This window comes from Streptomyces sp. CoH27 (genome assembly GCF_020181035.1).
GTDB classification, from domain to species: domain Bacteria; phylum Actinomycetota; class Actinomycetes; order Streptomycetales; family Streptomycetaceae; genus Streptomyces; species Streptomyces camelliae.
The window spans coordinates 1-20,082 of the sequence record NZ_JAIQYY010000048.1; the positions used below are offsets into that span (position 1 = coordinate 1).

Here is a 20,082-nt window from a genome sequence, read left to right on the forward strand (position 1 = left end):
GCTGCCCCGGCCGCGCCGGCCGGTGGCGCCACCGGCACGGACGTGGCCCTTCCGGCGCTCGGTGAGAGCGTCACCGAGGGCACTGTCACCCGCTGGCTGAAGGCGGTCGGCGACTCGGTCGAGGCCGACGAGCCGCTGCTTGAGGTCTCCACGGACAAGGTCGACACCGAGATCCCGGCGCCCGCCTCCGGCGTGCTGCTGGAGATCGTGGTGAACGAGGACGAGACCGCCGAGGTCGGCGCCAAGCTCGCCGTCATCGGTGCCCCGGGTGCCGCCCCGGCCGCCGCTCCGGCTCCGGCCGCTCCGGCTCCGGCGCCCGCCGCCGCTGCCCCGGCCGCCCCGGCCCCGGCTCCGGCCGCCCCCGTGGCTCCGGCTGCCCCGGCTCCGGCGCCCGCCCCGGTCGCCGCCGCTCCGGCTCCGGCTCCGGCCCCCGCGCCGGCTCCGGCCCCGGTCGCCCCGGCCACCGCGCCGACCTCCCCGACCGCCGTCCAGGCGACGGACGAGGGCGCGTACGTCACCCCGCTGGTGCGCAAGCTCGCCGCCGAGAACGGCGTCGACCTGTCCGCCGTCAAGGGCACCGGCGTCGGCGGCCGTATCCGCAAGCAGGACGTCATCGCCGCCGCCGAGGCCGCGAAGGCCGCCGCAGCCGCTCCGGCTCCGGCCGCCGCTGCCCCGGCTGTCGCCGCCGCCAAGAAGGCGCCGGTCCTGGAGGTCTCCCCCCTCCGTGGCCAGACCGTCAAGATGCCCCGCATCCGCAAGGTCATCGGCGACAACATGGTCAAGGCACTGCACGAGCAGGCCCAGCTGTCGTCGGTCGTCGAGGTCGACGTCACCCGCCTGATGCGCCTGCGCGCCCAGGCCAAGGACTCCTTCGCCGCGCGCGAGGGCGTCAAGCTCTCCCCGATGCCGTTCTTCGTGAAGGCGGCGGCCCAGGCGCTGAAGGCCCACCCGGTCATCAACGCCAAGATCAACGAGGCCGAGGGCACGATCACCTACTTCGACTCCGAGAACATCGGGATCGCGGTGGACTCCGAGAAGGGCCTGATGACCCCGGTCATCAAGCACGCCGGCGACCTCAACATCGCGGGCATCGCCAAGGCCACGGCGGAGCTGGCGGGCAAGGTCCGCGCCAACAAGATCACCCCGGACGAGCTGTCCGGCGCGACCTTCACCATCTCCAACACCGGTTCGCGCGGTGCGCTCTTCGACACGATCATCGTGCCGCCGGGCCAGGTCGCGATCCTCGGCATCGGTGCCACGGTCAAGCGTCCGGCCGTCATCGAGACCGAGGAGGGCACGGTCATCGGCGTCCGCGACATGACCTACCTGACCCTCTCCTACGACCACCGCCTGGTCGACGGCGCCGACGCGGCCCGTTACCTGACGGCGGTCAAGGCGATCCTGGAGGCGGGCGAGTTCGAGGTCGAGCTCGGTCTCTGACCGGGTTGAGGATCTCGACGACGTAGAGCTGGGCCTCTGACCCTCCCCACTCGGGCAGTACGAACACCCCGTCCGGAGCTTCTTCCGGGCGGGGTGTTCGTGTCTGTCGGCACACGGTGCGTGTAAGGCTCGTCTCACCTGCGCAAAAGCACCCCCACACGCCCCACCCCCGGAGCGAACCCGCCGTATTGTCTAAACGTCAGCCCTCCCTAAGGAGCCCCTCATGACCGCGCCCGTCGTCCACTCGCTGCGCGAACAGATCCGCGAGCACATCGTGGAGGGGATCGTCAGCGGGCGCTGGCAGCCGGGCGAGCGCATCGTGGAGCGGCGGATCGCCACCGAGCTGGAGGTCAGCCAGACCCCGGTCCGTGAGGCCCTGCGCGAGCTGGAGTCGCTCCGGCTGATCGAGTCGGCGCCGAACAAGGGCGTCCGGGTGCGGAACCTGAGCGCGGCCGACCTGGAGGAGAGCTACCCGGTGCGCGCCGGGCTCGAAGCCATCGCCGCCGAGCTGGCCGCCGACCGCCTCGCCGAGGACTGCTCGGCCCTGGAGCCGCACGTCCTGGCCCTGTACGAGGCGGACCGCGAGGCCGACGGCACGGCCCAGGTCCGGCACACGGTCGGCTTCCACCGCGAACTGGTCCGCGCGGCGCACAACTCGGTGCTGCTGCACACCTGGGAGGGCCTCGGCATCGAGGTCTTCACGGCACTGTCCATCCGCTGGCTGGGCACGGTGCAGCAGTCGTACGCCGAGGAGCACGAGGAGCTCGTGCAGGCGTTCAAGCGCCGGGATCCGCGGATCGCGGAGCTGGTGAAGGCCCACGTCCTCGGCTGCGCCCCGCGGCCGTGACCGTCTCTTGCACGCCGTAGCACCGGCGAGCAGAGCCCTGCTCAAACGTGGCTCGACCTGCGAAAACACGCCTCAGAACCGACACTCGGTGCCCTGATCGAAGGCACCGGGTGCCGACTTTTTCGCAATCGAGAAGTTTTGCCCCTCAACCCTTTGATCGATCATCGATCAGGGAGTTACAGTCGCCGACGGACTTCCACCGAAGTTCACGCCCTGTCCTGCCAAAGACCTAGGGCACCCCCGAACCCTTCACCGATGAGGGAACCCCCTTCGACTGAGGAAGGCGGCGACATGACCGACCCCAACGCCATCCAGCCGAGCGCGCTCGACCAGCTCCCGGACCGCGACCCGGAGGAGACCGCCGAGTGGCAGGCCTCCCTGGACGCCGTGGCCAGGGAAGCCGGGCCGCACCGTGCCGCGTACCTGATGCGCCGCACGCTGGAGCGCGCCGAGGCGGGCGGCATCGCGCTGCCGAAGCTCCTCGAAACCGACTACGTCAACACCATCCCCACCTCCGCCGAGCCGGCCCTGCCCGGCGACCCGGAGATGGAGGCCCGGATCACCGCCTGGAACCGCTGGAACGCGGCCGCGATGGTGACCCGTGGTGCGAAGCACGGCGTCGGCGGCCACATCGCCACCTTCGCCTCGGCCGCGTGGCTCTACGAGACCGGCTTCAACCACTTCTTCAAGGGCAAGGAGGGCGACGGTTCCGGCGACCAGCTGTACATCCAGGGCCACGCCTCCCCCGGCATCTACGCCCGCGCCTTCCTGGACGGCCGCCTGACCGAGGCGCACCTGGACAACTTCCGCCAGGAGGCCGGCGGCAACGGCCTGCCGTCCTACCCGCACCCGCGCCGCCTGCCCTGGCTGTGGGAGTTCCCCACCGTCTCCATGGGCCTCGGCCCGCTCTCCGCGATCTACCAGGCGCGCTTCAACCGGTACCTGACCAACCGCGGCATCAAGGACGTCTCCGCCTCCCACGTCTGGGCCTTCCTCGGCGACGGCGAGATGGACGAGCCCGAGTCGACGGCCGCGCTCGCGCTGGCGAGCCGCGAGGGCCTCGACAACCTGACCTTCGTCATCAACTGCAACCTGCAGCGCCTCGACGGCCCGGTCCGCGCCAACTTCAAGATCGTGCAGGAGCTGGAGGCCCAGTTCCGCGGCGCCGGCTGGAACGTCGTCAAGACGCTGTGGGGTACGGCCTGGGACGAGCTGTTCGCGCTCGACACGACCGGCGCGCTCGTACGCCGTCTGCGCGAGGTACCGGACGCCCAGGTGCAGACGTACCAGACCCGCGACGCCGCCTACATCCGCCAGGACTTCTTCGGCAAGGACCCGGCGCTCGTCGAGATGGCGAAGCTGCTGAGCGACGACAAGATCCTTGAGTGCTTCCACCTCTCCCGTGGTGGTCACGAGGCCCGCAAGGTCTACGCCGCGTACAAGGCCGCCGTCGAGCACAAGGGCGCGCCGACCGTGATCCTGGCCCAGACGGTCAAGGGCCACACCCTCGGCGAGGGCTTCGCGTCGAAGAACGCCAACCACCAGATGAAGAAGCTGACGGTGGACGAGTTCAAGACGATGCGCGACCTGCTCGGCCTGCCGATCAAGGACAGCGACTTCGTCGACGGCGTGGTGCCCTACGGCCACCCGGGCGCCGACTCCCCCGAGGTCCGCTACCTCCAGGAGCGCCGCGCGGCCCTCGGCGGCCCCGCCCCGGCCCGCCGTACGCACGCGCTGGCCCCGCTGCCGGCCCCGGCGGAGAAGGCGTTCGCCTCCTTCGACAAGGGCTCCGGCTCGCAGAACGTGGCGACGACGATGGCCTTCGTCCGCCTGGTCAAGGACCTGGTCCGCGACAAGGAGACGGGCAAGCGCTGGGTGCCGATCGTCCCCGACGAGGCGCGCACCTTCGGTATGGAGTCGCTGTTCCCCTCCCTGGGCATCTACTCCCCCAAGGGCCAGACGTACGAGCCGGTCGACCGCGACCAGCTGATGTACTACAAGGAGGCCCAGAACGGCCAGATCCTCAACGAGGGGATCACCGAGGCCGGTTCGATGGCCGACTTCATCGCCGCTTCGTCGTCGTACGCGACGCACGGCGAGGCGATGATCCCCTTCTACATCTTCTACTCGATGTTCGGCTGGCAGCGCACCGCCGACCAGATGTGGCAGCTCGGCGACCAGCTCGGCCGCGGCTTCCTCGTCGGCGCGACGGCGGGCCGTACGACCCTGACGGGCGAGGGCCTGCAGCACGCCGACGGCCACTCCCCGGTGATCGCCGCGACCAACCCGGCGGCGCTGTCGTACGACCCCGCGTTCGCGTACGAGATCGCGGTGATCGTCCGTGAGGGTCTGCGCCGGATGTACGGCGAGGCGAAGCCGGGCGAGGACCAGAACGTGTTCTACTACCTGACGGTCTACAACGAGCCGCTGCCGCAGCCCGCCAAGCCGCAGGGCCTCGGCATCGACGAGGGCATCGTCAAGGGTCTGTACCGCTTCAACACGGCGGAGTCCGCGGGCCTGTCCCCGGCGGCCAACGCCGCCCGCATCCAGCTGCTCGGCTCCGGTACGGCGATCCACTGGGCCCTTGAGGCGCAGAAGCTGCTCGCCGAGGAGTGGGGTGTCGCGGCCGACGTCTGGTCGGCGACCTCCTGGACCGAGCTGCGCCGGGACGCCATGGAGGCCGACGCGGCCCTGCTGCGCGGCGAGGAGCGCGTGCCGTACGTCCGTCAGGCGCTGCAGGGCGCCGAGGGCCCGGTCCTCGCGGTCTCCGACTACATGCGCCAGGTCCCGGACCAGATCGCGCAGTGGGTCGAGCAGGACTACTCCTCGCTGGGCGCCGACGGCTTCGGCCTCTCGGACACCCGCGACGCCGCCCGCCGCCACTTCGGCGTCGACGCCGAGTCGATCGTCGTCGCGGCCCTGGCCCAGCTCGCCCGGCGCGGCGAGGTGAAGGCCACGGCGGTCAAGGAGGCCCGGGAGAAGTACGGGCTGTAAAGAGCCGGACGATGAGGCCCTCCGCTGTGGCGGGGGGCCTCATTGCATGATGGCCGTATGCGTGCGGCCCGGCTCATCAAGATGGTGCTCCTCCTCCAGTCCCGCCCCGCCATGACCGCGGCCGAGCTCGCGGCCGAACTGGAGGTCTCGGAGCGGACGGTCACGCGCGACGCGCAGGCGCTGTCGGAGGCGGGCGTGCCGGTGTACGCCGACCGGGGGCGGGCCGGAGGGTACCGGCTGGTCGGCGGGTACCGGACGCGGCTGACGGGGCTGGCCAGGAGCGAGGCCGAGGCGCTGTTCCTGAGCGGGGTGCCGGGGGCGCTCAGGGAGATGGGCCTGGACGACGCGGCCTCGGCGGCCCGGCTGAAGGTGTCGGCCGCCCTGCTGCCCTCGCTGCGGGACGCCCCGGACAGCGCGGGCCGGCGCTTCCATCTGGACGCGCCGGCCTGGTTCCGGGAGCCGGAGACGCCCGCGCTGCTGCCGGCGGTGGCCGAGGCGGTGTGGGACGACCGGCGGATCCGCGCGGTCTACCGGCGCGGGGAGAGCACGGTCGAGCGGGAGCTGGAGCCGTACGGGCTCGTGCTGAAGGCGGGCGTCTGGTACCTGTGCGCGCGGGTGTCCGACGGCCACGGCGACTTCCGGACGTACCGGATCGACCGGTTCGGCGCCGTGGATCCCCTGGAGGAACGCTTCACCCGTGACCCGGACTTCGATCTGCCCGGCCACTGGGCCGGCCAGGCCGAGCGGTTCGCGCGCTCGATCCTGCGCGCCGAGGTCGTCGTACGGCTGTCCCCGGACGGGGTGCGCCGGCTGCGGTACGCCGTCGATCCGCTGTCCGCGCGACAGGCCCTGGCGGAGCCGGGCGAGCCGGACGGCGAGGGCTGGGTGACGGTCACGGTGCCGGTGGAGTCCGAGGAGGTCGCGCACACACAGCTGACGGCGCTCGGGGCGGAGGCCGAGGTGCTGGCCCCGGCGGGCCTGCGGCAGCGGCTCGCGGCGGACGCGGCCCGGCTCGCCGCGCGGTACGGGAACCGGGCGCCCGATGAAGACGGGGGCGCCCGATAACGATCCGCCGTACTCCGGCGCACTCCGCGTGCGTCGCAGGGGTCCAGGCACGATGCTGGTCCCGTGATGGACGAGACGGAGTTCTGGGAGCTGATCGACACCAGCCGCGAGGCCGCCGAGGGCGACCCCGAGGATCAGGCCGACCTGCTCCTGGACCGGCTGCTCCAGCTGGAACCGGACCTAGTGCTGGACTTCGCCCGTCACTTCGAGGCCCGCTACAACCGCGCCTACCGCTGGGACCTGTGGGGTGCCGCCTGGGTGCTGCTGGACGGGGCCAGCGACGACGCGTTCGACTTCTTCCGGTGCTGGCTGATCGGCCAGGGCCGGGAGGTCTTCGAGGGCGCGCTGCACGATCCGGACGCGCTGGCGGACCTGCTGGGCGACTTCGACGAGGAGATCGACGGCGACGGCGAGGAACTGGGCTACGCGGCGGACGAGGCCTACGAGCAGCTGACCGGCACCGTCGCCCCGGATCTGGGCATCGCCCCGGCCCCCGCGGAACCGGAGGGCACCTCGATCGACTTCGAGAACGAAGCCGTCCTCGCGGAGCGTTACCCCAGGCTGTGGGATCGCTTCAGGGGCTGATCGGCCGGGACGTGCAGGGGCGGCGCCGCATTGGCCCGGTCGAGCGCGGCGGCCGTGCCGGCGGCCGGGCCGACCACGACCGCGGCGACGACGCAGACCACGGTCCAGGGGCTGCGCACCGCCCGGCCCCACAGGGAGACCTTTTCCTGTCGCTGTGTACGACCGCTCATCGTTACCCCACCTCCGGCCGGCTTGTCGGCGTACGTCGACCCTAGGGCGCGGTCCTCGCAGAAGGCTGCGGGACGCCTGTGGCGTTCCTGTGGGCGGGGCGGCCCTGGAGGCGGGCGGCGGCCTCGCGGATCTCGGGGAGGCGGGCGGTGAGGGCGGCGCCGGGGCAGCTGGTCATGTAGCCGGCGTCGTGGCCGGCCAGGGCGGGCAGGGTGACGGTGGTACCGGCCTGATAGCGGCTGAGGCTGCTGCTGGAGAGCAGCCGGGTGCTGTCGCGCGGGTCGACCCCGGCGAGGCCCAGTTTCCAGGCGACCAGGGCGGCGATCGCGTCGGTCATGGCGCGGGGCACGGGGACGCCCTCGGTGAAGGTGCCGAGGGCGGCGATGCCGGCGGTGCGGTGGTTGAAGCCGAGGGTGTGGGCGCCGGTTACGGGCCGGTCGACGCCTCCGGCGCGGCCCTCGTAGATGGTGCCGCAGCGGTCCACGACGAAGTTGTAGCCGAGGTCGTCCCAGTTGCGGTCACCGGTCTGGCCGGCGTACAGGTGCCGGATGATGCTGGGCGCGTCCGCGCAGTCGTAGGAGCTGGGTGAGTCGGTGTGGTGCAGGAAGACGGCGATCACCTTGTCGTCGTAGTGGGGCGGCGGCTGGTGCGGGGTGAGGGGGCCCAGCCAGACGGACCGGGGCACGATGGCCGGGCGGTGCGCACGGTAGGGCGCCGTGGCCGCCCCCGCCCCGTGCCGGTCGGCCCGCACGGTGACGGGCGCGTCGCCGCCACGGGTGAACAGCACCAGGGCGAGCAGCGCGAGCACCCCGGGCAGACACCCGGCCAGCACCAGCACCGCCACAGGCACCCGGCCACGCCACCGCGGCCGCCCGGACGCGTCCTTCTCCGGCTCCGCCTCCGCCTTCCCGCCCGGCGCCCCGGCGGCGGCGAACGGCGGCTCGGATCCCCCGTTCGGCGGCTCGAAGGCCCCGGGCGGCGGAGCCGACGGCAGGGGCGACCCGGCGGACCCCGTCAGCCCTGTCGTCCACCGCGTCCCCTGCTCACCGGATTCCCCGGGCTCCGGCACCTCGGAGCCGCTCAGCGCCTCAGGGACCTCCCCTGCGGCCACGGGTGTCCGCCGCACCCCCCACAGCGGCACCCGCCCCTCACGCAGTGGCCCCCGCACCCCGAGCAGCCCCACCCCTGGGCGTCTCAGTGTTCTCAGTCTTCTCAATGGTCTTCGAGCAGCACGCATGGTCCCACTTTCAAGGCGACACGCCGTGCCCGCGATGTGCGCTGTGCCACCTGGTGGAACCATCCTCCCGGTCCGGGGCGTTTCTGGGGGTACACACATACGTGGTCGGTTCGCCGCGCGGTGGTCGCCCAGATGTGGGTGACTGAATCACCGGGCCCGTCCCGTCCGTACTGAGGGGTCCGAGAGAAAGGCGGCTCCGTGGACCTGCTCGACCTGGTGCTTGTGCTGGTGATCCTCGTCTACGCGGTGTCCGGCTACCGGCGCGGACTGGTGGCCGGCTGCGTCTCCCTGGCGGGGTTCGTCGGCGGCGCGGCCGTCGGCGTGTGGGTGCTGCCGTGGGCGACCGGTCTGGTGGCGCGTGGCACGGCGGCGGCGACGGTGCTCGCGGTGGTGACGGTGCTGGTGCCCGCGGTGGTGGGCCATGGGCTGGCGGGCCGGCTGGCACTGCGGCTGCGCGGGGAGCTGGACCACGGGCCGCGGCCCCTGCGGGTGCTCGACGGGATGGGGGGCGCCGCGGCCAATTCCGTCGCGGTGCTGATCGTGGCCTGGGTGGCGGCGAGCGTCCTGGGCGCGGCCCCGTCGCAGATGCTGACGACGGCGATACGGAACTCGACGCTGCTCGGCGCGGTGCAGCAGTCGATGCCGCAGACGACGCCAGCATGGTTCTCCCGCGCCACCTCGGCGCTGACCGAGGCGGGTTTCCCGCAGGTCTTCAACCCGTTCGAGAACGAGTCGACGGCCCAGGTGGCCCGCCCCTCCGGCGACAGCGTGACCCCGGCCGCGACCAGCGCGGCGAAGCTGAGCACGGTGAAGATCGAGGGTGTCTCGGGCAACGAGGGCCGCGAGGGCAGCGGCTTCGTCTACGCCACGGAGCGTGTGATGACCAACGCGCACGTGGTGGCGGGCATCGACCACCCGAGCGTGCGGATCGGCGGGGTCGGGCGGTCGTACGACGCCCGGGTGGTGCTCTTCGACCCCGACCGGGACGTGGCGGTGCTGTATGTGCCGGGCTTGCGGGCTCCGGTGCTGCGCTTCGACACGAAGGCGTCGCGCGGGGACTCGGCGGTGGTCGCGGGCTATCCGCAGGACGGCGGCCTGAATCTGCAGGCGGCGACGGTGGCGAGCCGGGTGAAGGCGACCGGGCAGAACATCTACAACGACGCCACGGTCACCCGGGACATCTACGCGATCCGCTCCACGGTCCGCCCGGGCAACTCCGGCGGCCCGCTGCTGACCACGGACGGCAGGGTCTTCGGGGTGGTCTTCGCCCGTTCCACCTCGGACGCCGAGACGGGGTACGCGCTCACGGCGTCCGAGGTGGCGGGCGACGCCCAGCGCGCGGCCACGGCGACCGCGCCGGTGGACGCCGGCCACCTGGTCAGCTCCTGAGCGGTCAGGTCACAGCGTGCGGCCCATGAGCACGTCGTCGACGTATCGGCCGTCGAGGAGGAACTCCCCCGGCTGTACGCCCTCGACGGCGAACCCCTCGGACGCGTACAGCGCGCGGGCCGGGGCGTTGTGCCCGAGCACGCGCAGGCTCAGCCGTCGCGCACCGCGTCCGCGCGCCTGCGCGACGGCGGCCCGGATCAGCGCGCGCCCGATGCCCTGCCCGCGCGCCTCGTCGGCGACGGCGAGGCCCTGGATCTGCAGGACGTGCGCGTTGGAGGCGAGCGGGGTCGGGCGGGCGAGGCGGACGTACCCGACGATCCGGCCGCCGGACTCGGCGACCAGGTAGTCCCCGGGGACATGGCGCTCGTCGAAGAACGGCCCCTCGGGCGGGGGCGAGACGGCGTGCAGGGTGGACCAGGTGGCGCGGTCGAGCAGGGCGAGGCCCTCCTCGTCGTCGGCCACGGCGACGCGTATGTACGGCTCCGGCATGGCGATCACCCTACGGCGGGCGGCCGGAGCACCTCACGGGTTTTCGCCGCGGCCGCGGGCATGCTGGGGCCATGGAAGCCATGGAACGGATGCGTGTCGCGGTGGCCGGTGCGTCGGGCCTGATCGGCAGCGCCCTGGTGCGGTCCCTGACGGCGGACGGGCACGAGGTGGTGCGGCTGGTGCGCCGGGCGGCCGCGAAGCCGGACGAGGTCTGCTGGGACCCTGAGGGGCAGTATGTGGACGCGGCGGGTCTGACCGGGTGTACGGCGGTGGTGAATCTGGCCGGGGCCGGGATCGGCGACCGGCGCTGGACGCCGGCGTACAAGCGGCTGCTGCGGGACAGCCGGGTGCTGGGCACGGCCGCGCTGGCGGAGGCGGTGGCCGCGCTGCCCGAGCCGCCGCGGGTGTTCGTCAGCGGCAGCGCGATCGGTTTCTACGGCGACACCGGCGACCGGGCGGTGGACGAGGAGGCGCCGCCGGGCGACGGGTTCCTGCCCTCGCTGTGCGTGGAGTGGGAGGAGGCGGCGGCGCCCGCGCAGGAGGCGGGCGTGCGGACGGTGTTCGCGCGGACGGGGCTGGTGGTGGCCCGGGGCGGCGGGGCCTGGGGGCGGCTGTTCCCGCTGTTCCGGGCGGGGCTCGGGGGGCGGCTGGGCGACGGGCGGCAGTACTGGTCGTACATCGCGCTGCACGACGAGGTCGCGGCGCTCCGGCATCTCATCGACACCGGGTCCCTGTCCGGACCGTTCAATCTGACGGCACCTGAGCCGCTGACGAACCGTGAGATCACGGCGGCGATGGCGCGCGTCCTGCATCGCCCGGCCGCGTTCGCGGTGCCGGCGCCGGTGCTGCGGGCGGTGCTGGGCGAGATGGCGGGCGACGTGCTGGGCAGTCAGCGGGTGGTGCCGAAGCGGCTGTTGGAGTCGGGGTTCACGTTCGCGTTCCCGGGCATCGACGACGCGATCCGGGCGGCCTGACGTATACGATCCGCCGGCCGGAGGCATGCGATTCCGCCCGCCCGTCGTACACGCGCCGTGCACGACGGGCACGAGAGATGTCCTGCGACCTCTTGTGACCGAATGCGACCTCCATGCGACCGTGCCCTGCCCATGCGCGACTGTTCGTGACCGATCACGGCCCTACCCTCGACCCGAACTCGGGTATCGCTGGAGCCTGTTGGGGGCATGACGTCTCCACCGGCCGCGCAACCACAGGAGGGGCCTCGTGCTTGAGCCCGCGTACCAGGTGGACGTCGTCATCGTGGGAGCCGGAATCGCCGGACTCTCGGCGGCTCATCGGCTCACCAGCGCAGGAGTAACGACCGCAGTCCTGGAGGCCGCCCCTTACGTGGGCGGCCGTATGTCGACGGAGAAGGTCGACGGCTTCCGGCTCGACCGCATCGGACAGCTGCTGTCCACGTCCTACCCCGAACTCCGGACGACCCCGGGCCTGGACTCCCTCGTCCTGTGCCGCTTCGCGCCCGGCGTCCTGCTGCACCGCGACGGGCGCACCCAGCGCGCGGGCGCACCGGCGGCCGGCGGGAGCGCTAGGGGCGCACGGGGCGCACTCCATGCGGTGCGTGCTCTGGCGAGCGCCCCCAGGAGTCCGGCGGCCTCCGGCCGGGCCGGTGCGCCGGTGGGCGGCGCGGTGGACCAGGCCCGGCTGGGCGCCGCGCTCGGCCGGATCGCCGCCACACCCGTCGAGCGCATCCTGGCCCGCCCCGAGATGCCCGCCGCCCAGGCCCTCGCCCGGCGCGGGGTCCCGGCGCGCACGATCGACGGCTTCCTGCGCCCCCTGCTCGCCGCGCTGCTCTGCGACCCCGGGCTGACCACCTCCAGCCGGTGCGCCGATCTCGCGCTGCGCGCCTTCGCGAGCGGCCGGCTGTGTGTGCCGGAGGGCGGGGCGGACGTGCTGCCGGAGCTGCTGGCGCGGGCGCTGCCGCCCGGCACCGTGCGCACCGGGACGCGGGTGACCTCGGTGTCCACCACCTCGGTGACCACCGCCGAGCACGGGGAGATCCGCTGCCGGGCGGTGCTGCTGGCCACGGACGCGCGGGCCGCGGCGGAACTGCTGCCGGGCCTGCGGGTGCCGGACTTCCACCCGGTGACCGTGGTCCACCACACCACCGACGAACCGGCGGCCGTCTTCACCACCGGCACCTCGCTCCTCCTGGACGCCGACCGGGGCGGGCCGGTGGCGCACACGGCGGTGATCAGCAACGTGGACCCGAGCCGGGCGCCGGTCGGCCGCGTCCTGATCTCCTCGACGGTCCTGGGGCCGCCGCCTGAGAGCGTGGACACCGCCGTCCGCATCCACCTCTCCCGGCTCTACGGCACCTCGACGCGCCGCTGGGAGACGCTGGCCGTGCACCACACCCCCGAGGCGGTCCCGGCGATGCGGCCCCCGCACGACCTGCGCCGCCCGGTACGCCTGCTGGCCGGCCTGTACGTCTGCGGCGACCACCGCGACACCAGCACGGTCCAGGGCGCCCTGCACTCCGCCCACCGGGCCGCGTCCGCGATCCTGGCGGACCTGGGAGCGGCGGGCTCGATGCACAGCGCGGACCCGGCGCCGACGCTGCCGCGAGCGGCATAGGCCTGTGCAGCCCGGACTCACCCCAATGCCGCCACCTTCTCCCGATACCCCCTGGCCGGTGCCGCATCGCGATACGGCTCCAACCGCCGCTCGAAGTCCCTCACGTACTCGATCGCGCGAGCGCTCCGCATCTCCGCGGCCTGGCCGGCGGCCTCCGCGGCCAGTGCGCAGGCCTGGTCGAGTTCGCCGAGGCCCAGGCGGGCGGTGGCGAGGACGACACGGCAGAAGAGGCGGCTGCGGGCGAAGGAGGGCGCGCGGAGCTGGAGGGAGCGTTCGGCGTGCTGGGCGGCGGCCCGGAACTGCTGCAGATCCCGGTGGCAGTGCCCGAACTCGTCGGCGAGCTGGGCCTCGTCGAAGAACTTGGCCCAGTACGGCACGTCGTCCCCGGGCCGGGCCGCCTCCAGGGCGCGCTCGGCCCGCACGAGCGCCGCGGTGCACGCCCGCACCTCGCCGAGCACGCCGTGCGCCCGTGCCTCGGAGGCGTGCAGCAGCGCCTGCACGACCGGCGGGGCGCCGGTGCCGACCCCCTGCTGGGCCACCCGGGCCAGCTGCACGGCCTCCCTGCCGTGCCCGAGATAGACGGCCTGGCGGCTCATGGTGACCAGCACGTAGGAGCCGTACGCCCGGTCACCGGCCGCCTGGGCGAGCCGCAGGGCCTGCACGAAGTAGCGCTGGGCGAGCCCGTGCGCGGCAATGTCGTACGACGTCCAGCCCGCGAGCCGGGTGAGGTCGGCGGCGGCGCCGAAGAGGCGGCGGCCGGTCTGTTCGTCGTAGGCGCCGCGGAGCATCGGCTCGCACTCGTGCTCCAGGTAGCGCACGAGGGCCTGGCGGGCGTGGCCACCGCCGAACCGGTCGTCGAGGGTGCGGAACAGCTCGCCCACCGAGCGGAGCGCGGCGATGTCGCCGCCGGTGACCTTGTGCCCGGGGACGCGCTCGGCGTTCCCGCGCGCCCGGGGCGGGGCGAGCGACTGGAGCTTCACCGGGCCCGGCCGGGCCTGCGCGGGCACCCGGGGCGCCGGGTCCCGGGCCACCTTGTCGTCGGGCTTGCCGATCAACCAGTCCCGGCTGGGCACGACGAGTCCCGCCGGGGTGAAGGCGATCTTGCGCAGCTCGGCGTGGCTGCCGGAGTCCTTGCGCCACAGCCCGCTGACGATGTCGACGGCCTCCTCCGGGGTGGCCGCGAACTCCAGTCCGGCGTACACCGGCGCGCACGCGTCCAGGCCGAGATCCTGGGCGGTGAGCCGGCGCCCGAGCCGGCGCGTGAACACCTCGGCGATCAGGGCGGGGGTGGTGCCCCGGGGCTGCTGTCCGCGCAGCCAGCGGGTGACCGAGGTCTTGTCGTATCTCAGGTCCAGTCCGTGCTCCAGGCCGAGCTGGTCGACTCGACGGGCCAGACCCGCGTTGGAGAACCCCGCCTCTGCGATGAGCGCGGCGAGCTGGCGGTTGGGGGTGCGCTGCGCGGGTCGGTCCGTCATCTGCGGTGCGGTCTCCTGCCTACCGGGCCTGAAGTGCCCGGATTGCCTTTGAGCAGCCCATATGGCCTCACGAACGGCGCGAATGTAGCGGAGAGTGAGCAGGCGATCGCGCTTTACGCCAGGCATTCATCCGATCGTGTGAGGAACGCCCGCAGGGCTGACGTACGCCGGACGGACGTACAGTGACGTGGGCGCGTTACGTGCCTGACACACCGATTGCTCGGTCGATTGCCCGGTCGTCGCTGAGGGAGGCGCTTGCCGTGAGTGAGTTGCGGTTCGTCCGCATGGGGTTCGGTGCGGATGCCGTCGATTACCAGGAGGCCTGGGACGAACAGCGCCGGGTGCACGCGGCCCGGTTCGCCGACGAGGTCCCGGACACCGTGATCCTCCTGGAGCACCCCCCGGTCTACACCGCGGGCCGGCGCACCGCCGACAACGAGCGCCCGCTGGACGGCACCCCGGTCATCGACGTGGACCGCGGCGGCAAGATCACCTGGCACGGCCCGGGCCAGCTGGTGGGCTACCCGATCCAGAAGCTGCCCCGCCCGGTGGACGTGGTCGCGCACGTACGGCGGCTGGAGGAGGCGCTCATCCGCGCCTGCGCCGAGTTCGGCGTGGAGACCACCCGGGTCGAGGGCCGCAGCGGGGTGTGGGTGCTCGGCGACCCGGTCGAGCAGCGGCCGGCGCTCGGCGGGCTGTCGCTGGACTTCGACCCGAGGCTGCACGACGAGGAGTTCGACCCCCGGCTCAACGGCCCGGAGTACGCCCCCTCCAACGCCGGCCAGCGCCGCGAGGACCGCAAGATCGCCGCGATCGGCATCCGGGTCGCCAAGGGCGTCACGATGCACGGCTTCGCCCTCAACGTGAACCCGGACAACAAGTGGTTCGACCGGATCATCCCGTGCGGGATCCGGGACGCGGGCGTCGCCTCGCTCGCGGACGAGCTGGGCCGGGACGTCACCATCGAGGAGGTCCTGCCAGTGGTCGAGCGGCACCTGAGGGACGTACTCGAAAATGCGGAGCTGAAGCCGCGGGTGATCGAGAAGGCGTCCGCCTGAGCCGGGAATGAGGCCTGCGGTCGCGAGGTTGGCCTCTGCGGCAGGGCGTGAAGAGTACGGGCGTACGCTGGGGTGCGCCGAGGAATCGAAGATTACGCGAAGTCAAAGAGCAGGGAGCCGGTCGTGTCCGCAGTCTCACCCGACGGACGCAAGATGCTGCGCCTGGAGGTCCGCAACAGCCAGACCCCCATCGAGCGCAAGCCCGAGTGGATCAAGACCCGGGCGAAAATGGGCCCCGAGTACACGAAGATGCAGAACCTCGTGAAGAGCGAGGGCCTGCACACGGTCTGCCAGGAAGCCGGCTGCCCGAACATCTACGAGTGCTGGGAGGACCGCGAGGCGACCTTCCTCATCGGCGGCGACCAGTGCACCCGGCGCTGTGACTTCTGCCAGATCGACACCGGCAAGCCCGAGGCCCTGGATCGCGACGAGCCGCGCCGGGTCGGCGAGTCCGTGGTCACGATGGACCTGAACTACGCCACCATCACCGGCGTCGCCCGCGACGACCTGGAGGACGGCGGGGCGTGGCTGTACGCCGAGACCGTGCGCCAGATCCACGCGCAGACGGCGGAGCGCGAGGGCGGCCGTACGAAGGTGGAGCTGCTGGCCCCCGACTTCAACGCGGTCCCGGAGCAGCTGGCCGAGGTCTTCTCCTCGCGCCCCGAGGTGTTCGCACACAACGTGGAGACGGTGCCGCGGATCTTCAAGCGGATCCGCCCCGGCTTCCGCTACGAGCGCTCCCTGAAGGTCATCACCGAGGCCCGCGACTTCGGCCTGGTCACCAAGTCCAACCTGATCCTCGGCATGGGCGAGACCCGCGAGGAGGTCAGCGAGGCGCTCAGGCAGCTGCACGAGGCGGGCTGCGAGCTGGTCACCATCACCCAGTACCTGCGCCCCTCCGTGCGGCACCACCCGGTCGAGCGCTGGGTGAAGCCGCAGGAGTTCGTGGAGCTGAAGGAGGAGGCCGAGCAGATCGGCTTCTCCGGTGTGATGTCGGGCCCGCTGGTGCGGTCCTCGTACCGGGCCGGGCGGCTGTACCAGATGGCGATCGAGAAGCGTGGCGCCTACGTCGCCTCGCAGGCTGTGTGAATTCGCGCACAAGCCATTACTGGCCAGTAATGGCCGAACCGACGCGGTCCTGACCGTCCTCGCTGATGAGGGCGTTCATCAGGGCCGCGTCAGCGTTTGGGCGCCCCGCATCAAGGCTTCATGGTTGTTTGACCGGTCGGACACTCCCTGGTAACACCAAACAGTGACTCTGGTATCACGCCACGTACACCATCCGCTGCCCCGAAGGGGGACCTCGAACATGCAGGCCGCGCCCGTACGCGCCACCGCGATCCCGTCCTTCACCGACGCGCTCCGCGCCGTCGAGTCGCTGCTCATGAGCGGCGGTCAGCGCACCGCCCGCCGCAACGCCTGGACCTCCGTGCTGGAGGACCGCCGCCGCGCCAAGGACCGGGTCGAGGCGCAGCGTGTCCTGGAGCAGGCCGCGGGCGGCTCCTGACGCCTCCGCCCGCCTTCCGCCCCGGACACTGCCGTCGTCCGCGCTCCCGGGGCCACGTAGACTTCGTGCCATGGCGAGGAAGGAAACCGCGGCGGACGCCGCGAACGCAGGGCGACTGAAGCAGATCGCTCTCACCTACAAGATGACCCGTAAGGTCGACACGAAGATCGGCCTTGTGCTCGGGGCCGTCGGCATCGGCACCTTCGCTGTCTTCCTCGCGATCGGCTTCCTGCTCGGGCACCCGGTCTACCTGGGTATCTTCGGCCTGCTGATCGCTCTGCTCGCGACCGCGATCGTGTTCGGCCGCCGCGCCGAGCGCGCCGCCTTCGGCCAGATGGAGGGCCAGCCGGGCGCCGCGGCCGCCGTGCTGGACAACGTCGGCCGGGGCTGGACGACGACTCCGGCGGTGGCGATGAACCGCAGCCAGGACGTGGTGCACCGGGCGGTCGGCAAGGCCGGCATCGTGCTGGTCGCCGAGGGCAACCCGAACCGGGTGAAGAGCCTCCTGGCCGCTGAGAAGAAGAAGATGAACCGCATCGTGGCCGACGTCCCGGTGCACGATGTCATCGTCGGCAACGGCGAGGGCCTGGTCGAGCTGAAGAAGCTGCGCACGACCATGCTGAAGTTCCCGCGCGTGCTGACCGGCCCCCAGGTGACGGCGACCAACGACCGGCTCCGCGCGATGGGTGACCTCATGTCCAACATGCCGTTGCCGAAGGGTCCCATGCCCAAGGGCATGCGCATGCCGAAGGGCCGCTGAGGCTCAGTTCAGCGAGCGGAACTCCCGCTCGCAGTAGACCATCGGCGACCCCTCGCCCAGCCGCACTCCCGTTACCCGGCCGATCAGGATCGTGTGATCCCCGGCCGGGTAACGCGCGTATGCGGCACAGTCCAGCTGGACCGGCGCCTGCCACACCGCGGGCAGCCCGGCGGGGCTCGGCCGCAGCAGGCGGTCGGAGAACTTGTCCGCGCCCTTGGTGGCGAACCGCAGCGCCAGATGCTGGTGCTCCGGGGCCAGCACGCTCACCGCGAAGTCCTCGCAGAGCGCGAAGACCGCCGCCGAGTCGGCCGTGTCCGACAGACACACCAGGACCAGCGGCGGTTCCAGGGAGACCGAGCAGAAGGAGCTGGCCGTGAAGCCGCGCGGCGTGCCGTCCTCACAGCGGGCGGTCACCACCACCACGCCCGACGGAAAGCGCGCCATGGCGTCCCGGAACTCCTCGGGAGTCACCCCGGCCGCCATCACATCCTGACCATCGGTCATACCGCGCACCACCCGTCCCGCGACGTCGGGCCCGGTGACCGTTCGTGTCCGGGCGGTCACCGTCACCGGTCACGACTATGCCGCCGTCGCCGGTACCGGGCAACCAGAGAGAGCCGTGGGGGGCGGTACGGCGGTCAGCGGGCCGCAGTGGGGTTCTCGGCGCCGAGGGCCCAGGCGCCGTAGGCCGCGCCGGTGGTCTCGAAGGACAGGGCCACGTGGGAGGCCGCCGTGTCGATGTCCCGCCGGAACCGCTGGACGGGGTCGGACTCGAAGTGCCCCGAGGTGCCCGTGGCCCGGAAGAGCCGCTCCACGGCGGACACCAGCAGTTCCACGGCCAGCGCCAGATCCCTCGGTCCGCGCACCGCCGCCTCGGCCGCGCCGGGCTCGTCGATGCCGTCGGCCGCCCGGGCGGTACGCCGGACGAGGAGTTCGGCGGCGTCCACCTCGGCGGCGGACCGGGCCAGGTCGATCTGCACCGACGGCTTGTCGCGGACCGGATTGCCGCGCCGGTCCCGACGCCGCCCGGTCTGCTCGTGCGCGGCCCGCAGCGCGCCCCGGGCGGCACCGACCAGCGGGGCGGCGAAGGGCAGCGCGTTCACGGCGTACATCGGGACGATGTGGCAGCGGGCGTCCGTGCCGACCGCCCGGCCCTCGTGGACCGCGGATCTGCCGAGGGTCAGATGGTCGGGCACGAACGCCTCGGAGAGGACCAGGGTGTCGCTGCCGGTCCCGCGCATGCCCAGCGTGAACCAGCTGTCCCTGACCGAGACGTCCGGCTTCGGCACCGCGAAGAACCGCACCTCGCCGCCCCCGCCGGGACGCCCGCCGGGAGGCCCGCCGGGACGCCCGTCCGAAACGGCCTCACCCGGTACGACCGAACAGGCGAGGACCCAGTCGGCGAAGTGCACCCCGCTGATGTACTTCCACTCACCGCTCAGCCGCCAGCCGCCGGGCACCCGCTCGGCCTGCCCGGCGGGCATGAGCGCGCCGGCCAGCAGGACGTCGGGGCCGTCGGCCCAGATCTCCGCCTGCCCGGCGGTGGGCAGGAACGCGGCGTACCGGCCGGCGTACGCGGCCAGCGAGGCGGCCCAGGCGGCCGAGGCGCAGCCCTCGCCGACCAGGCCGACCGCGTGGGTCAGCTCCTCGAAGCCGCCCTCGGTGCCGCCGTGGGCCGCGGGCACGAAGTGCCGGGCGAAGCCGGCCTCCTTCAGTGCCTCGACCACCTCGGGCGTGAGCCGCCGCGCGGCCTCCGCCTCCTCGGCGCACCGCGCCGCGAGCCGTGCGACCCGTGGCGCGCTGGCCACGATCGCCGAGAGGCTCAGTGCCTCGTCCGTAAGCGTCTGTGTGCTGTCGCCGGTCATCCTGTCCGCCACCTCCACCAAGAGATGGCGGCAGTCTCACCGGGCCGGGGCGGCGCGGGCCGCGTGCCGGTCCGGCGATCACCCGACCGGGACCGGGAAATTCCTACAATCGGACGAGCCGACCGCCCAGGGGCGGCGGCTCAGATACGGATCTCGACCGTCTTGGCGAGCCGGTCGTGCAGCCCGCGCCCGTCCCGGTCCCAGACCAGCGCGGGGATCGCGAGGCACAGCAGGACCGTGCGCAGCAGCGCGCGCACCGGACTGACCGTGCCGGTCTCCAGGGCCACGACCCGGATGCCGAACAGACGCTTGCCCGGGGTGAAGCCGACCGTGCCGACAGTGAGGGCGCTCAGGAGGAAGAAGATGCCGAGGGCCCAGTTGCTGGTCGCCTGGCTGTAGCCGTGGGTGATCAGGCCGTATGCGATCAGGACGCACATCGCCCAGTCCACGGCGAGGGCGCCGAGGCGCCGGCCGGCCCGGGCGACCGAGTTCGGCCCGCTCTCCGGGAGACCGAGCTGTTCCCCCCGGTAACCGAAGTCGGCACCGGCCTCCTCCAAGGCCTCACGGGGCCCGGAGAGCCATGATCCGATTGCACGCCTATTGTCCACCCG

Annotated in this window: 19 protein-coding genes; 12 read left to right on the top strand and 7 right to left on the bottom strand. The window is 72.7% G+C overall.

Going from position 1 to position 20,082, the window contains the following annotated elements; all coding sequences use genetic code 11:
* From sucB to LE548_RS41840, 5 genes are all read left to right on the top strand, one after another.
* Positions 1 to 1,440, top strand: a 1,440-nt coding sequence (gene sucB, locus LE548_RS41820) for a 2-oxoglutarate dehydrogenase, E2 component, dihydrolipoamide succinyltransferase (protein ID WP_225102292.1), incomplete at its 5' end; no start/stop codon positions are given.
* Positions 1,441 to 1,663: 223 nt separating this feature from the next.
* Positions 1,664 to 2,287 (top strand): GntR family transcriptional regulator, encoded by a 624-nt coding sequence (locus LE548_RS41825; protein ID WP_225102293.1) that lies wholly within the window; start codon positions 1,664 to 1,666, stop codon positions 2,285 to 2,287.
* 291 nt (positions 2,288 to 2,578) lie between these two features.
* A complete protein-coding gene (gene aceE, locus LE548_RS41830; RefSeq protein ID WP_225102294.1) occupies positions 2,579 to 5,281 on the top strand; it encodes a pyruvate dehydrogenase (acetyl-transferring), homodimeric type in 2,703 nt (900 codons plus the stop codon).
* 57 nt (positions 5,282 to 5,338) lie between these two features.
* A complete protein-coding gene (locus LE548_RS41835) occupies positions 5,339 to 6,346 on the top strand; it encodes a YafY family protein (RefSeq protein WP_225102295.1) in 1,008 nt (335 codons plus the stop codon).
* Between the two features lie 66 nt (positions 6,347 to 6,412).
* Positions 6,413 to 6,931, top strand: coding sequence for a DUF4240 domain-containing protein (locus LE548_RS41840; RefSeq protein ID WP_225102321.1), 519 nt, complete (start codon positions 6,413 to 6,415; stop codon positions 6,929 to 6,931).
* Here LE548_RS41840 and LE548_RS41845 read toward each other — a convergent pair.
* Positions 6,898 to 7,101: a hypothetical protein gene (locus LE548_RS41845; RefSeq protein ID WP_225102296.1), complete on the bottom strand. Its 204-nt coding sequence runs from the start codon at positions 7,099 to 7,101 to the stop codon at positions 6,898 to 6,900. The genes LE548_RS41840 and LE548_RS41845 overlap by 34 nt on opposite strands.
* A gap of 41 nt (positions 7,102 to 7,142) precedes the next feature.
* Complete coding sequence (locus tag LE548_RS41850) at positions 7,143 to 7,883, bottom strand: peptidoglycan recognition protein (protein ID WP_374116254.1); 741 nt, start codon at positions 7,881 to 7,883, stop codon at positions 7,143 to 7,145.
* A 651-nt stretch (positions 7,884 to 8,534) separates the two neighbouring features.
* Between LE548_RS41850 and LE548_RS41855 the strand changes: the two genes are divergently transcribed.
* Entirely contained in the window at positions 8,535 to 9,725 is a 1,191-nt protein-coding gene (locus tag LE548_RS41855) for a MarP family serine protease (protein ID WP_225102297.1), read from the top strand.
* Positions 9,726 to 9,734: 9 nt separating this feature from the next.
* Here LE548_RS41855 and LE548_RS41860 read toward each other — a convergent pair whose 3' ends face one another.
* The gene (locus tag LE548_RS41860; protein ID WP_225102298.1) at positions 9,735 to 10,214 is read right to left on the bottom strand and encodes a GNAT family N-acetyltransferase; all 480 of its coding nucleotides are present in this window, start codon (positions 10,212 to 10,214) and stop codon (positions 9,735 to 9,737) included.
* A gap of 80 nt (positions 10,215 to 10,294) precedes the next feature.
* On the opposite strand from LE548_RS41860, the gene LE548_RS41865 reads away from it, so the two are divergent.
* A complete protein-coding gene (locus LE548_RS41865; RefSeq protein WP_225102323.1) occupies positions 10,295 to 11,188 on the top strand; it encodes a TIGR01777 family oxidoreductase in 894 nt (297 codons plus the stop codon).
* Between the two features lie 247 nt (positions 11,189 to 11,435).
* Complete coding sequence (locus LE548_RS41870; protein ID WP_225102299.1) at positions 11,436 to 12,806, top strand: NAD(P)/FAD-dependent oxidoreductase; 1,371 nt, start codon at positions 11,436 to 11,438, stop codon at positions 12,804 to 12,806.
* 17 nt (positions 12,807 to 12,823) lie between these two features.
* On the opposite strand, the gene LE548_RS41875 is transcribed toward LE548_RS41870, so the two are convergent.
* The gene (locus LE548_RS41875; RefSeq protein ID WP_225102300.1) at positions 12,824 to 14,281 is read right to left on the bottom strand and encodes a regulator; all 1,458 of its coding nucleotides are present in this window, start codon (positions 14,279 to 14,281) and stop codon (positions 12,824 to 12,826) included.
* Between the two features lie 260 nt (positions 14,282 to 14,541).
* On the opposite strand from LE548_RS41875, the gene lipB reads away from it, so the two are divergent.
* The 4 genes from lipB (at position 14,542) to LE548_RS41895 (ending at position 17,606) form a co-directional block, all read left to right on the top strand.
* Entirely contained in the window at positions 14,542 to 15,339 is a 798-nt protein-coding gene (gene lipB, locus LE548_RS41880) for a lipoyl(octanoyl) transferase LipB (RefSeq protein ID WP_225102301.1), read from the top strand.
* 123 nt (positions 15,340 to 15,462) lie between these two features.
* The gene (gene lipA / locus LE548_RS41885) at positions 15,463 to 16,428 is read left to right on the top strand and encodes a lipoyl synthase (RefSeq protein ID WP_225102302.1); all 966 of its coding nucleotides are present in this window, start codon (positions 15,463 to 15,465) and stop codon (positions 16,426 to 16,428) included.
* A gap of 220 nt (positions 16,429 to 16,648) precedes the next feature.
* Positions 16,649 to 16,846, top strand: a complete 198-nt coding sequence (locus LE548_RS41890) for a hypothetical protein (RefSeq protein WP_225102303.1) — start codon at positions 16,649 to 16,651, stop codon at positions 16,844 to 16,846.
* A 70-nt stretch (positions 16,847 to 16,916) separates the two neighbouring features.
* Positions 16,917 to 17,606 carry a DUF4191 domain-containing protein gene (locus LE548_RS41895; RefSeq protein WP_225102304.1) on the top strand — a complete coding sequence of 230 codons (690 nt, stop codon included), beginning with the start codon at positions 16,917 to 16,919 and terminating at the stop codon, positions 17,604 to 17,606.
* A 3-nt stretch (positions 17,607 to 17,609) separates the two neighbouring features.
* Here the strand turns inward: LE548_RS41895 and LE548_RS41900 are convergent, their stop codons facing one another.
* From LE548_RS41900 to LE548_RS41910, 3 genes are all read right to left on the bottom strand, one after another.
* Complete coding sequence (locus tag LE548_RS41900) at positions 17,610 to 18,110, bottom strand: flavin reductase family protein (protein ID WP_225102305.1); 501 nt, start codon at positions 18,108 to 18,110, stop codon at positions 17,610 to 17,612.
* Positions 18,111 to 18,244: 134 nt separating this feature from the next.
* The gene (locus LE548_RS41905) at positions 18,245 to 19,471 is read right to left on the bottom strand and encodes an acyl-CoA dehydrogenase family protein (RefSeq protein WP_225102306.1); all 1,227 of its coding nucleotides are present in this window, start codon (positions 19,469 to 19,471) and stop codon (positions 18,245 to 18,247) included.
* Positions 19,472 to 19,611: 140 nt separating this feature from the next.
* Positions 19,612 to 20,079 carry an RDD family protein gene (locus LE548_RS41910; protein WP_225102307.1) on the bottom strand — a complete coding sequence of 156 codons (468 nt, stop codon included), beginning with the start codon at positions 20,077 to 20,079 and terminating at the stop codon, positions 19,612 to 19,614.
* Between the last annotated feature and the right edge of the window lie 3 nt (positions 20,080 to 20,082).